General features: G+C 73.0%; 7 protein-coding genes. 2 read left to right on the top strand and 5 right to left on the bottom strand.

Annotated features, from left to right (window positions below; translation table 11 throughout):
• Nucleotides 1–192 precede the first annotated feature (192 nt).
• Complete coding sequence (locus tag ACLQ2R_RS09260) at nt 193–1,179, top strand: polysaccharide deacetylase family protein (RefSeq protein ID WP_425958950.1); 987 nt, start codon at nt 193–195, stop codon at nt 1,177–1,179.
• A gap of 52 nt (nt 1,180–1,231) precedes the next feature.
• Here the strand turns inward: ACLQ2R_RS09260 and ACLQ2R_RS09255 are convergent, their stop codons facing one another.
• From ACLQ2R_RS09255 to ACLQ2R_RS09235, 5 genes are read right to left on the bottom strand one after another with little or no spacing between them, the layout of a single operon-like run.
• On the bottom strand, nt 1,232–4,117 hold the full coding sequence (locus ACLQ2R_RS09255; RefSeq protein ID WP_425958949.1) for an NHLP bacteriocin export ABC transporter permease/ATPase subunit: 2,886 nt from the start codon (nt 4,115–4,117) through the stop codon (nt 1,232–1,234).
• Nucleotides 4,114–6,384 (bottom strand): NHLP family bacteriocin export ABC transporter peptidase/permease/ATPase subunit, encoded by a 2,271-nt coding sequence (locus ACLQ2R_RS09250; RefSeq protein WP_425958948.1) that lies wholly within the window; start codon nt 6,382–6,384, stop codon nt 4,114–4,116. The genes ACLQ2R_RS09255 and ACLQ2R_RS09250 overlap by 4 nt, the downstream gene beginning before the upstream one ends.
• A 13-nt stretch (nt 6,385–6,397) precedes the next feature.
• Complete coding sequence (locus ACLQ2R_RS09245; protein ID WP_425958947.1) at nt 6,398–7,210, bottom strand: HlyD family efflux transporter periplasmic adaptor subunit; 813 nt, start codon at nt 7,208–7,210, stop codon at nt 6,398–6,400.
• Nucleotides 7,211–7,216: 6 nt separating this feature from the next.
• The gene (locus tag ACLQ2R_RS09240) at nt 7,217–8,650 is read right to left on the bottom strand and encodes a SagB family peptide dehydrogenase (RefSeq protein ID WP_425958946.1); all 1,434 of its coding nucleotides are present in this window, start codon (nt 8,648–8,650) and stop codon (nt 7,217–7,219) included.
• A 17-nt stretch (nt 8,651–8,667) separates the two neighbouring features.
• Nucleotides 8,668–10,896, bottom strand: a complete 2,229-nt coding sequence (locus ACLQ2R_RS09235; RefSeq protein WP_425958945.1) for a TOMM precursor leader peptide-binding protein — start codon at nt 10,894–10,896, stop codon at nt 8,668–8,670.
• Nucleotides 10,897–11,438: 542 nt separating this feature from the next.
• Here ACLQ2R_RS09235 and ACLQ2R_RS09230 point away from each other — a divergent pair.
• Complete coding sequence (locus tag ACLQ2R_RS09230; protein ID WP_425958944.1) at nt 11,439–13,955, top strand: AAA family ATPase; 2,517 nt, start codon at nt 11,439–11,441, stop codon at nt 13,953–13,955.
• Nucleotides 13,956–14,035 lie beyond the last annotated feature (80 nt).

Raw genomic sequence — 14,035 nt, 5'->3', positions numbered from 1 at the left:
CGCCGCCGAGTGGCCGTGCGCCCGGAGCCCGGAGCCCTGAGCCCGGGGGCGAGCGGGACACGGCGCCGTGGTGGCGCGTCGGCGCGGTGAACGGGCGGTCGATGTCCCATCCTGGTGACGTGCCCGGTCATGATCATGCGGGGGAGCCGGCCGGGATCGATCGTCGCCTCCGCGCCGCTTTCGGGGGGAAGCATGCGGGTCTGGACGGTGCCCACGGTGGTGCTGCTCGCGGTCACGGGGAGCACGTCCCCGATCACCCTGGTGGGATCGGTGGAACCGGCGACGACCACCGTGGCCGCCGTGACCGCCACCGTGCCCGCGAACGGATCCGAGTCCGGGCCGGGGACCGGATCCGAGTCCGGGCCGGGGATCGGATTCGCGAGCGGGCCGGGGATCGGATTCGCGAGCGGGTCCGCGCCGGTCCTCGGGCCGCCGCCCGGTGCGGGACCGGCGCGGGCCGGGACGCTCTGGGACGTCGTGACGCGCCGGGCACAGGGCTGGACGTCCCGCTCAAACGCCGAACCGTCCGTGCTGCCCGTGCTGCCCGTGCAGCCCGTGTCGCGCCGGGTCGACTGTGAGCGGGTCAGGTGCGTGGCGCTCACCTTCGACGACGGCCCGGGACCCTACACCGGGGGGCTGCTCGACATCCTCGCCGAGCGCCGGGTCAGGGCGAGCTTCTTCGTCGTCGGGCGGATGGTGTCCGAGGAGGACGAGGCCGTCCTGCGCAGGATGGTGGCCGAGGGGCACGAGCTGGGCAACCACACCTGGAACCACCCGCAGCTGACCCGGCTGCCGCATGAGGAGGTCCGGCGGGAGCTGGGCCGTACCCAGTGGCTGGTCAAGCGGGTGACCGGGGTGACGATGAACCTGATGCGCCCGCCGTACGGGCTGACCGGCCCCCAGGTGGCGGCCGAGAGCCGGCACCTGGGGCTCGCCCAGATCCTGTGGAACGTCGACACGCGCGACTGGCACGACCGGGACGTCTCGGTCGTCGCCCACCGCGCGGCCGCGGCGGGGCCGGGCTCCGTCGTGCTGCTGCACGACATCCACCCCACCACCGTCCGGGCCGTCCCGCACCTCCTGGACGACCTGGCGGGCCGGGGCTACCGCTTCGTGACGCTGTCGGAACTGTACGGGCGGCGCCCCGCGCCGGGAAGGAGGTACTACCACAACCCCTGACGGCCACGACGGGCCGCGGGCCTCCCCCCCCCGGGAACGGGACGGCCGCCGGTCAGCAGAGCTGGCGGGTGGCCAGCCGGGCGAAGAGCCCGTCCGGTACGGCCAGCAGCTCCTCGTAGGTGCCCTGCTGGACGATCCGCCCCTCGTCCATCACCACGATGCGGTCGGCGTCCACCACGGTGGAGAGCCGGTGGGCGATCACCACCCGGGTGGCGTTGAGCCGGTGGGTGCTCTCGGCGACCACGTTCTGGGTGGGGTTGTCCAGCGCGCTGGTGGCCTCGTCGAAGAACACGATACGGGGTCGGGCGATCAGCGCGCGAGCGATCATGATGCGCTGGCGCTGGCCGCCGGAGAACGTGGTGGTGCCCTCCGAGAGCACGGTGTGCATCCCCATCGGCATGGCCTTGATGTCGTCGGAGAGCCCCGCCATGTCGGCGGCCGCCCACGCGTCGTCGATGGTGTAGGTGCTGCTGCCGATGATGTTGGCCTGGATGCTTCCCGCCTGCAGCGCGCCGTTCTGCAGCACCACCCCGCACTGGCGGCGGACGGCGGAGACGTCGAGCTCGGCGAGGTCCTGGCCGTCGTACAGGACGGTTCCCGACAGCGGGGTCTCGAAGCCCAGCAGCAGGCGCAGCACCGTGGACTTGCCGCTGCCCGAGGGACCGACCAGAGCCACGAACTCGCCGGGCTCGATCGACAGGGCGATGCCGTCCAGGGTCAGCGGGCCCTCGGTGCCGTAGCGGAACGACACCCGGCTGAGCGCGAGCCGCCCCGACAGGTCGCCCGGGTCGGCCTTGGTGCCGTCGGTCTCCGGCCGGGCCTCCAGGATGGGCTTGATGTTCTCCATCATCGGCACCACGCCCATCGCGGTGACGGCCGCGGCGGTGAACTGCAGGCTGGAGGCCAGCAGCAGGCTGAACGCGGTGAAGAACGGCAGGAACGCGGCGATCGGTACCTGGCCCTTCAGCGGGCCCGCCACCACGGCGAACACGATCGCCGTGCACACCAGCGGGAACCCGGCGTTGAACGTGGTCACCACGTTCTGCACGCGCCGGGCCGAGGCGATTAGCGCGCGGCCCCGGGTGACCTCGCGCGTCCACTCGGCGAACGCGCGCTCCTCGGCGGCGGCGGCGCGCAGCTTCGGCATCGCGGTGAGCATCTGGAAGACCCGGGCCGACAGCGTCTGCTCGTGCTGGTAGGCCTGCCGCTGCCAGCGCAGCTGCGCCCGCCCGGCGCCGAGGGCGAACCCGACCCCGAACAGCGTGAGCACCATGGCGATCAGGGCCAGCCGCACGTCGTAGAAGAACACCAGGATCAGGTTGGCCGAACCGGTGAGCAGCCCCAGCGTGGCCGTGGTCAGCATGCCCGACAGCATCTCCTGCGCCGAGCTGATGCCCAGCACGGTGGTGCCCAGCTCACCGGTGGAGTAGCGGGTGAAGAACCCGGCCGGCAGGGACAGCAGCCGGGTCCACAGGCCCGACTGCATGGCGGAGGTGGAGCGGCTCTCGATCCGGAGCACGGCGATGTTCTGCACCACCGACAGGGCCGCGATCACCACGCCTGAGGCGATCACCACCAGGGAGCCGTGCACGATGAGGTCGACCTCGGCCCGGACCGTGAACACGCCGAGCACCTGGCCCGTCATGATCGGGACGATCAGTCCGAGCAGGGCGACCAGCACCCCCATGGCCGCGAACCGCAGCAGGTCACCGCGGTTGCCGCTGAACAGGCCCATGCGAAGCAGCGCGCCGACCGACCTGACCGTGGCGGGCAGCGGGCGGTACAGCACGTGCGCCCGTTCGGTCACGTTGCGGGCGACGACGGCGGTGACCGGGGTGACCACCCCGTCGTCCACCATCACGTAGCCGTGGCTCAGCGGGAGCAGCGCCACGTGGCGGCCGGTGGAGTGGGTGCCGACCATCGGCCCCAGGTCCTTCTTCCACCACGGGCCCTCCAGCCGTACGACGCGGCTGCGCACGCCGGATGCCATCGCGATCGCCTGCAGGTCGTCCACGGTACGGCCCTGGCCGCCGTTGCGTACCGGCGGCCGCACCTCGAAGCCCAGGTGGGCCCCGACCAGCCGGGCCGAGGCCAGGGAGGGCGGGTCGGCGGCCACGTCGGCCACCCGTACCGGGGAGTCGGTGTCGCGCAGCACGGCGTCGAAGCTCCGCACGGCCTGCGTGAGCACGGTGCCGTCACGTTCGCTGAGCGCGGCCAGGGCGGCGCGCTCCTCGTCGCGCTGGCGCTCGATGCGCGCGTCGATGCGGGTCAGCAGGCGGACGGCGTGGACGGTCAGCAGCTCGCCGAGCGCCCCCTCGCCCTCATCGAGGACCGAGCGCAGCGTGCGGGCCCGCAGCCGGGTGCCGGTACGGGCGACCAGCCACTCTCCCTCGGTCAGGCAGACCTCGTCGCCCGCGACGAGCAGCACGCCGTCGCTGTCGCCGATCTCCAGCTCGCCCGTCTCGACGCGCACGCACAGGACGCCGTCGACCGATCGCACGGTGGTGTCGGCGTCCAGCTCCGCCGTCCCGTCGGCGGGCAGCGGGACGAACTGGCGGGGCGGCAGGGCGCCGGGCAGCGCGCCCGCGAGCAGCTCGACGCCGTGGCCGAGCCCCTTCGTCAGCCAGTCGGCCGCGTCGGCGGGCAGCCCGCCCAGCTCCGTGACCGGGACGTCGGAGAGCACGGCGCCGGGCACCGGACGGGCCACGATCACGTGCCGCGGCCCCGAGTGCACCCCCCAGGCCAGTACCGTGCCCGTCTCCGCCCGGCCCAGGAAGTTCCAGCGTCCCTCAAGTTCGCCGTCGGCCGTCCGCACCGCGAACAGGTCCACCGCGCCGGCCTCGACCAGCAGCAGCCGCCGGGGGTCGTCGAGGGTCGTGAATCGGTTGTCGCCCAGGTCCACCCTGGTGGTGGACCCCAGGAGCTCGGCGGGGATCACGCGCCGCCCCCGGTCTCGAACAGCCGCGCGTAGCGGCCGTCGGCGGCGAGCAGCGTCTCGTGGGTGCCGCGCTCGGCGATCCGGCCGCGGTCCAGGACGATGATCTCGTCCGCGTCGCGGACGGTGGACAGCCGATGGGCCATCAGCAGGCAGGCGCAGCCACGGCGGCGCAGGTTGTCCATGATGACACGTTCCGTCTCTGGGTCCAGGGCGCTGGTGGCCTCGTCGAGGATCAGCAGGGTCGGTTCGGCGGCCAGGGCGCGGGCCAGCTCCAGTCGCTGCCGCTGACCGCCGCTGAAGTTGCGGCCGTCCTCGCGGACGAAGGAGTTGATCCCGCCGGCGCGGGCCTGGACGGTGTCGAAGACGGCGGCGTCGCGCAGCGCGGCGAACACCACCTCGTCGGGGACGGCGTCGTTCCACAGGGTCAGGTTGTCGCGCACGGTCCCGGAGAACAGGGCGATCTCCTGGTCGACGTAGGCCATCGAGGCCGCGAGCACGGTGCGCGGGATCTCCTCCACCGGACGCCCGTCCAGCAGGATCCGGCCGGAGCGCGGCTCGTACAGGCCGGTCAGCAGGCGGCCCAAGGTGGACTTGCCGCTGCCGGAGCCGCCCACGATCGCGATCCTGCTGCCCGGCATCACGGTCAGCGAGAGGTTGTGGATCATCGGGGGGGCCAGCGGACCGTACCCGAAGGTGATGTCCTCCAGGTCGAGGCGCCCCTCCAGGCGGGTGCCGAGCGCGACGCCGTCCTTGGCGCCGTCCGAGCGCTCGAAGCAGCGGGCGATCGGGTAGTGCTCCACGTCCTGGATGCGCTTGATGTCGATGGTGAGGTCCTGCAGGCGGCTGCCGAGGTTGGTGAGCTGGGTGACCGGCCTGCTGAGCGCGGCCAGCAGGGTCTGGAAGGACACCAGGATGCCGATGCTGAGCACGCCCTCCACCACCCGCAGCCCGCCGACCAGCAGCATCAGGCCGGTGTTCACGGTGGCGAGCATGGGGGGGACGACGATCAGCAGCGCGGTGGGCACGCCGAGCCGCTGCTGCGCGGTCACGGCCTTGGCCAGGAAGCCCGCCCAGCGGGTGAAGGCGTCGGGCTCACCGCCGGTGGCCTTCACCGTCTCGATCATGCTGAGCGTGGCGAAGGTGGTGCCGGTGAGGTTGCCGCGGTCGTTGCGGAGCGTGGAGACCGCGTCCTTGCGCACCCGGGAGACCCAGCGCAGCACCAGCATGTTCAGCGCCGCCATGCCGACGCCGATGACGCCGAGCAGCACGTCGTAGCGGACCAGCAGGGCCGCGTAGAACACCACCAGCACCAGGTTGATGACCGTCAGCGTGAGGTCGCGGGAGAGGACCTCGGCCACGGTGTCGTTGGTGGAGACGCGCCGTGACACCTCGGCCGGGCGGCGTTGCAGGAAGAACTCGATGGGCAGCCGGAGCAGATGCCGGAAGAAGCGGGCGGATCCGGCCAGCCCGATCCTGATCTCCAGCCGTAACAGGTAGAACTGCTGCACGGACGTCAGCACGAAGATGGCCAGCGCGGTGAACGCCATGGCGACCAGCAGCGCCGGCAGGTAGTCCGGCGCGTGACCGCTGAGCACCTGGTCGATGAAGACCCGGGAGTAGGCGGGCCCGGCGATGCCGGGGATCACCAGCAGCGCGCTGGCCAGCAGCACCAGCGGCAGTGCCCGCCCGCTCGGCAGCCGCCAGCGCATCAGCGCCTTGCCCAGCTTGCTGCGCTCGCCGCCGGGCGTGAAGTCCGGGCCGCGCTCGAACGTCAGCATGATCCCGGTGAAGCCGGAGTCGAAGTCCGACCACTCCATCAGCCGCGGTCCCCCGGAGGGGTCGTTCACCGCGACCATGGTGCGGCCGAACCGGGTCGTGACGCCCTCGACCACCAGGAAGTGGTTGAACGCCCAGAAGATGATCACGGGGCCGGTCTGCTTGCGCACGTGGTCGGCCTCGACCTGGAAGCCCCGGGCGACCAGCCCGTAGGAGCGTGCCGCCGCCATCACCGAGGACGCCTTGGAGCCGTCCCTGGACACCCCGCACCGGCCGCGCAGTTCCTCCAGCGGCACGTGCCTGCCGTAGTGGGCCAGGACCATCGCCAGCGCGGCCGCGCCGCACTCGACGGCCTCCATCTGCATCACGGTCGGCACCCTGTGGGGGCGCCTGCCGCGTGAGCGTGAGGGCCGCCGCCCCCGCCCCCGCTCGGGCGCGGGAGTGGGGGCGGGCGTGGGAGGCGGCGGGGCGGGCAGGGTGGTGTTCGTCATCGGTGGCTCCTTCTCAGCGCCCGAGCAGCAGGTCGAACGGCCTCTGCTCGCCCATGTGGATGGAGGCCGTCACGCTCACCTGGGAGTCGAGCCGCACGGGCGGGCCCTGCGTGGTCGACCAGGCGTACCCCGAGCGCGTCTCCGGGTCGGGGATGAGGTCCACGATGATCATCAGGGGGGCGTGGCCGGCGCTGTACTTCCTGGCGGCCAGCTGGCCGCCCACCATTCCGGCCAGCGCCTCCTCGGTCAGCGGGTAGCGGCTGACCGAGGTGACCTTGCCGCGCAGCAGCCCGAAGACGGCGGCGGGCGCGGTGGCGACCGAGAGGTCGACCAGCCGCCCGGGGGTGATCAGCGCCGTCCGGTCCGCGGGGACGAACAGCATGGCGACCAGGCGGTCACCGCCGATGTCGGTCCGCTCGACCGTGGCGACCGTGGTGCCGACCGGGACGACCTGGCCGTCGCTGATCGTGGTGTCGACCACCCGCCCGGCGAACGGGCTGGTCACCGTCCGCAGGTAGCCCTCGGAGTCCTCCAGCTCCACGACGTCCTGGCCGACGGTCACCGCGTCGCCCGGCTTCACCAGGACGCGCTGGGCCATGCCGGTGTGCAGGCTCTGGATACGGGCCGTACCGCCGGGGTGGGTGAGAAGACCCGGCGCGCTGACCGAGATGCGCAGCTCGTCGGCGAACGACCAGAACAACCCGCCCGCCATGGTGATCATCACCACGAACACCGCGATCCAGCCGCGGGGGGTCACCAGCAGCGTGGGGGAGTCCAGTTCATCGGGTTCTCGGGCCCGTTGCAGGGCCTTGTATCGGAATTGCAACGCGGTTCACCCTTCCAAGGGGGGGCGGGAGCCGAGCACGAGCTCCCCGACGGTGCCTTCGAGGAGCGGGTCGCGCCCCGAGGCGGTGGCGAAGGCCGCGGTGTCGCCGCCGCCCAGGCCGCACACGGCCAGGTTCATCGCGGTGGCGACCAGGTAGAGGGTCTGGTAGAGCACGCCCACGTGCTTGAGCACCAGGGGGTAGGCGACGGTCTCGTACTTCCACATCACCCGGCCGAACCGGGCCGCCACCAGCAGCACCACCTGCGGGTCGGCCTCCAGCATGGCCGCGCCGCGCGCCTCGGAGACGAGCGCCGCGGTGGCCTTGCCCGGCTCGGCGACGAGTTCCAGCTCGTGGCGGTCGGTCGCGTAGTGCCACAGTCCCGCGGGCACCCCCTCGCACGCCGTCACCAGCGGGTAGACCTCCAGCTCGTGCACGGCCCCGCCGCTGGGGTAGGGCCGGTCGGCCAGCTCCTGCCCGTCGCTGCCGGTCATGGTGCCCCGCCTGCGCAGGGACCGGTAGAGCAGCTCGCCGAGCTGGTCGAGGGTGATCGGTGATTCCATGTCGTGGGCGCGGATCGAGCGGCGCCGCTCCAGCACCTCGGTGAGCGAGGGGTCGGCGGCGGCGATCCGCTCCAGGTCCGGTACGGGCAACGCGACCGTCCGGATGCCCGCGGGCGGGGGGGAGACCGGCTCGGGCGGGAAGCGGTCGCCCAGGGGGTGGGTGCCGCCGTAGCCGGAGGCCGAGGCGGGGGTGCGGGTACGGGCGTGGAAGGCCAGGTCGCCGGGGTTCCACTGGGCGTGGGAACGCTCGGTGGTCTCGATGTCGTCCTCGGGGCCGCCCGGGGCCAGCAGGCCGGCCGTGGCCAGCAGCCGCAGGATAGGGGCGGGGACGCCGGTGCTCCAGCCCGCCAGCTCGCCGAGCAGGCCGGCGGCCCGTGGCGCCAGCTCGACGGCCAGGTGGCGGCCCGGGGCCTGCAGGGTCAGCGTGCCGTCCACGACCCGGGCCTCGGCGAAGCGCGACAGCCGCGCGGGACCGGCCGGGGCCGGGGCGAGCAGCGTCGTCCCCCGGCCGACCAGGCGCAGCCTGGCGGTGATCTCGCGGGTGTCGCCGTCGTGACCGGCCTCGTGGGTGTCACCGGTCGTGCTGTCTGTGCTGTCTGTGCTGTCCGTGCTGTCCGTGCGCACGGCGTGCTCGACCAGCCCGGAGGAGTTCAGCCCGCGGAACAGCATGTGCCAGCGGAGCAGCCCGGTCTCGCCGTCCAGGGCGGTGACCGCGGCGGCCAGTTCGGTGTCGTCGCGGTCGCCGTCGGACAGCAGTTTCAGGGCCGCGCCCTGCCCCGGTGTCAGCGCCTTGAGCTGGACGGGCGCACCGCCCAGGTCGAGGTGCTCGCCGGTGAACGACACGCCGCGGCGGAACCGGGAGACGATGGTGGGGTTCATGTGTCCTGCCGCCCGTCTCAGAAGAACACGTTCCAGGAGTTGATCTCCTCCTGGGGCGTGGGACGGTCGACCCAGCCGAGCTTCACCGGCGTGTCGTAGATGCGGCCGGGGCCGAGCCTGCGCCAGAAGTGCCGCAGGCCGGGCGCCATCACCTTGACGACGCTCAGTTCGAGGTCGGGACGGGTCTGGTCGACGACGATCACCTCGGAGCCGGCCTCGGCGATCGTGTCCACGCACCGGCGCACGACGGCGGCCAGCTCGTTGGGGGCCGGCTCGCCGACGGTGACCGGCGCGAGGTCGGGGTGGGGCAGCAGCCAGGGTTCGGAGGCGAGCTTGGCCTCCTTGCACCACTCCAGCAGCCCCGGGTCGTCCGCCCGGTACCTCGTGTTGCCCTGCTCGTCGCGCCCCTCGATCGTCGGCAGGAACTGGTTGAGCTCGGTGAGCGCGCGGAAGGCCGCGATCCGCGAGTCGGGGTGGGCGCCGAAGCCCACCATGATGTCCTCCACCTCGTGGCGGCGGCGCGAGAGCGCGGCGTACACGGGCATGCCGAGGTCGGTGGTGAGGTCGAGCATCCACAGGTCGCGGTCCATGCCGTCGTAGAAGGCCCGCAGCTCGCCCACGTAGGGGTCGTTCAGGGAGTCGAGGTCGAAACCGCGGACGCGCGCCCGGTTGTACCACCACAGCGCCACGGAGTCGCGCTCCACCAGCTCGCACAGGCCCTGCAGGATCGCCTCCTCCAGGGTGTTGCCGGCCGCGCTGCCGTTGGAGTCGCCGATGCAGAAGAAGTGCTCGTTGAGGTCGGGGTGGCCGTACCAGGCGTAGGCGGCCGGGACCAGCCGCTCCTCGTCCTTGGTCAGCGACCAGGCCCGCGACCAGTCGAACGGCACGTTCTCCTCGAAGGGGTCGGGAACCAGCTGAAGCCGGTGCGCCGGGTCGGCGTTCCACTCCGCGCGCCCGGCCCGCTGCTCGTCGGAGAAGAGCAGCAGCCGGTCCGGGTGCACGGCCGTCGCCGGGTCCAGGTCGGCGAAGGCGGCCCGGACGACCGGCTCGTCACCCCGCCACACCCCCGAGTAACGCTCGATCGCCTCGCAGACCGCGCTGACCTTGGCCTGGATCTCCGAGCGTCCCTTGCCGCCGCTCTGGCCGCGCAGGTTGCGGCGGAGCAGGTCCATGCTGTCGTTGACCATGGCGAAGTTGTGGCCGGCGGCGTAGCTGTAGGTCAGGCCGTTGGCCTCGTCGCCGATCGGCATCAGCTTGGTGATCGCGCCCAGCAGGGGGCTGATGTGTTTCTGCAGCCGGTCCAGGGTCTGCTGCGGCTTGTCGACGCGGTAGCCGCCGTCGGTGGTGTGGCTCGCCTCACGGGAGGCGAGCACGATCTTGGGGTTGCGCTCGACCGGCACGCCGCACGAGGGGCACTGCGGCTGGCGGATGAGGGCGTGCCTGGCGGTCTCCAGGGTGCTCATGTCGAGGGTGACCATGGTGCCGCAGATCGCTCCGGGCTCGCCGGTCGCCACGATGCGGGCGATCTCGGACGCGAGCATCCCGGACAGCGCCAGCGGTCCGGCCGCGGTCCGCGCCCGTACCGGGTTGTAGGGCACCTGCTCGCCGCGCTTGCCGGCCAGGTAGCGCTCCAGCTGGCGGTTGCCGGCGAGCCGCTGCTCCAGGCACGACCAGCAACCGGTGTGGTCGGGGTCGAAGAAGGGGCCGAGCCAGGGGCTGACGCCGCCCGGCCGGGCCAGCAGCCAGGGCCGCCCGGCCGCGAGCTGCAGGGTGTTGCGGTGCTCCAGGGCGCGGTCGAGGTAGTCGTCGACGAGCACCACCGACACCCCCTCGGCGGGCACCTCGTCGATCGGGCCCGAGTGCACCGTCAGTCCCAGCGCGGCCAGGGCCTCCAGGACGGGGGCGGGGTCGACCCCCTCGGCGGCGGAGACGGTGACCGGCGCGCCCGCGACGACGGCGGCGGGGTCGACGTTCAGCGCGTCCCAGTAGGCCAGCACCTCCTCCGGCAGGTCGGGCCTGCCCTCGGCGAGGTGGCCGGCCATCTCGAAGCGGCGCAGCGTGGCCAGCACCGTCGTGAACGGCAGGGTCCCGGCCAGCTCCTGGACGATCTCACTGACCGTCCTGCGGCCGTCGAGGTAGGGCAGCACCGTCGCGGCGGCCTTTCCCGGGACGAGGAAATCCTTGCCCTCGGCGAAGAGGAAGACCCGCTCGCCGTCCACGACGTCCACATGGAAATGAGCTTTCAATCGCGGGCTCTCCATCGGCATTCCCCTTTTTCAACGCTTCCGGACAACCGGCTTCACGCGAATTTAAACACGGCGGCAGGGGGTGGGAGAATGCGTAAAAAAAGCATACGCATCCCCGTGCCGGTACTTAGGTATCGATGATTCGGCCTCAGTATCGACACGATCGGTAAGGGCCCGTGCCGCTCCGGAGCGGCCCCGCCGGGCCCCCTCGCGCCGGGGCGCGCGCCGGGTTCCGCCCGGGACCTTCCGCCGGCCCGGACGGGTCACCCGGCGGCAGTGCCCGGAGTTGTCGCTGGTGGCGCCGGGCTCCGGGGCGGCGGGGGCGACGCGGGCGCCACCCGGCCCGGGGCCCGGGGCGGTGGCGCGGACCCGGCTCCGGAGGAAAATCGGTCCTGGCCTGGGGGAGGGCCCGTCACGCCCCGCTCACGGGTCCCGGCACGCGGACGGCCTCCACGACTGTGATCTGTCAACAAGGAGTACGCTTTTCTGTCATTAACAAAAAGATCATTGAGATCCGGATCGCGATAATGGAGCATGGAGGCATGGCCCCCCTTCTCCACAGGGACAGAGAGCTGGCTGTATTTCGCGAGGCTATCGACGAGCTCCGTATCGGCCGGCCGACCGTCGCGACGATCCTGGGGGAGAACGGGATCGGCAAGAGCGCCCTGCTCAGTGCCGTGACCGACCTGCTGCCCTCCCGCAGTCTGGTGCTTCGTGCCCGCTGCCATCCCAGCGAGAGCCGTTTCGCCTACGGGATGGTCCGCCAGCTCTTCGACCCGGTGCTGTCCGCCGGCGGGCGTCCCCGCCGTCAGTTCGACCGCGCCGCCACCGACGACGGCGCCGCCACCTACGATCTGCTGACGGACCTGTTCCACATCACCCGCGACCTGGTCGCCGAGCAGCCCGTGGTCATCGCGATCGACGACCTGTCCTTCGCCGACCTGCCGTCGCTGCGCTGGTTCTCCCACATCGCCCGGCGCCTGGACGACCTGCCGGTCATGATGATCGCGACGTTGCGCGAGAGCGCCCCGTCCGGGCCGCTCGCCGAGCTGACCAGGCTGCCGTACGCACGCTTCCTCCAGCTCCGGCCGATCTGCGCCACCTGCACGGCCGACTTCGTCGGGCAGGCGCTGGGCGCGCCGCCGGACGAGGAGCTGTCCGCGTTCTGCCACACGATCTCCCAGGGCAACCCGCGGGTGCTGCGCGAGCTGACCACCCGGATGCGGCACGCCAGGGTCAGCCCCGGCCTGCCCGACCTCGACCGGGTGCTGGAGATCGGCGCGGCTGCCCTGTCCGACACCGTGCTCGAATGGCTGCACGACGACGACGCGGTGGCCTCCGACCTGCTCACCCAGCTCGCCGTCATGGGCCCCGACACCGACGTCGACGTGGCGGCGATGCTCTCCGGCCAGGGAGAGCTGGAGCTCCAGCAGGCCCGCCGGACGCTCGTCCAGGCGGGCCTGATCACCGCGGAGCGGCCCGTACGCTTCCGCAGCACCCTGGTCCGGGCGGCGGCCCTGTCGCGCATCGACACCCAGACCCGGCTCGACCTGCACGAACGGGTGGCCGCGCTGCTGGCCAGGACGGGGGCGCCGGCGGCCCAGACGGCCGAGCACCTGATGCTCACCACCTCGGCCTGGGGGATCCCGGTGCTGCGCGCCGCGGCCACGGAGGCGGTCACTGCGCGCAGGTACGACGACGCGGCCCGCTACCTGCGCCGCGCGCTGTCCTGCTCCGACGACCCCGTCGTCGTGCACGAGCTGACCCTGCAACTGGCCAGGACCGAGCTCCACCACGACCTGGACTCCTGCGCCCGGCACGCCGAGGCGCTGGTCACCGGCGCCCCCGACACCGTCGAGCCCGCCAGGTCGCTGCTGTACCTGGCCAGCCCCGCGCTGGCCGCCAGCACGGTGGGGGCCAGGCCGTTCGTCGCCGTGGTGCAGGAACTGGCGGCCACGCCGGACCCGCCGCGGGAGTCGCTGCTCCGCCTGGGCACGCAGGTCCTGCTCGCGGGACATCGCGCCGGGCTGCGCAAGGCGGCGCGGATGGCCGTGACGGGCCCGCCGGACGCCGCCTCCAGGGAGTTCTCCGGCGCGCTGGCGGCGATGGTCGCGGCGGGCGGGCGGCACCCGGGCACCGCCGGGCGGCTGGCGGCGCGGGCCGCGCTCGGAGGCGCCCACCTGGGCCGTTCGGACGGGAGCGGGCTGGTGGGCGCCGCGCTGGCGTTCGCCTGGACCGGCCGGCCCGAGGAGGCGCTGGCGACGTGCTCCCGGATCCTGGAGCACGCCCGCGCCTGGCACCAGCCGGAGCTGCGCGTGATCGGGCTGCTGATCCGCTCGGACGTCGCCTACCGGCGCGGCGACGCGGCCGCCGGCCTGCGGGACGCGATCGACGCGCGGGCCGGGGCCGAGCGGATCGGCGCGAGCGCGCTGACCTCGGCGGCCCGTGCCTGTGGCGCGCGCGCCCTGATCCAGATGGGCGAGGTACCGGACGCCGCCGCGCTGGTCCGCGAGGTGACGATCCCGGTGGACGCCCATCCCCTGATCAAGAGCCTGATCCGGGAGGCCCAGGGGATGGTCGCCGCGGCGGCGGAGGATCACGTCACCGCGCTGAGCCTGTTCCTCGACTGCGGGCAGCGGCTCTCGGCCCGCGGGATCACCAACCCCACCTGCCTGCCCTGGCGCGCGCACGCGGCCAGGGCGTACACCGCGCTGGGCGAGCACGCCGCGGCCCGGACGATCGCGGCCGAGCCGTCGGCGGTCGCCGGCCACGCGCCGGAGGCCTCGCGGGCGCAGGGCGGTCCGCAGGCCCTGTCGGAGGGGTTGCCGCAGGGGTTGCCGCAGGGTCTTTCGCACGGGCAGCCGGAGGGCCGGGTGCAGATCCTGCTCACCCCCGCCGAGCAGCGCGTCGTCGAGCTGGTACGCCAGGGCATGAGCAGCCTGGAGGTGGCCGAGCGGCTCTGCCTGAGCAAGCGCACCATCGACACGCACCTGGGGCGCATCTACCGCAAGCTCGGCATCCGCGGGCGGCACCAGCTGGCCGCCGCCCTCGACCTCTGACCGGACGTCCGCACCACCCGCGAGGCGGCCGGGCTCCCCGCCGGACGCCCTGACCCCCGGCCCTGCCGGACGTCTTCCCG

The organism is Streptosporangium sp. DT93 (assembly GCF_049844535.1).
In the GTDB taxonomy this organism is placed as follows: domain Bacteria; phylum Actinomycetota; class Actinomycetes; order Streptosporangiales; family Streptosporangiaceae; genus Streptosporangium.
Note: the sequence above shows the minus strand (reverse complement) of the source record. Positions and strands in the feature narration are given on the sequence as shown.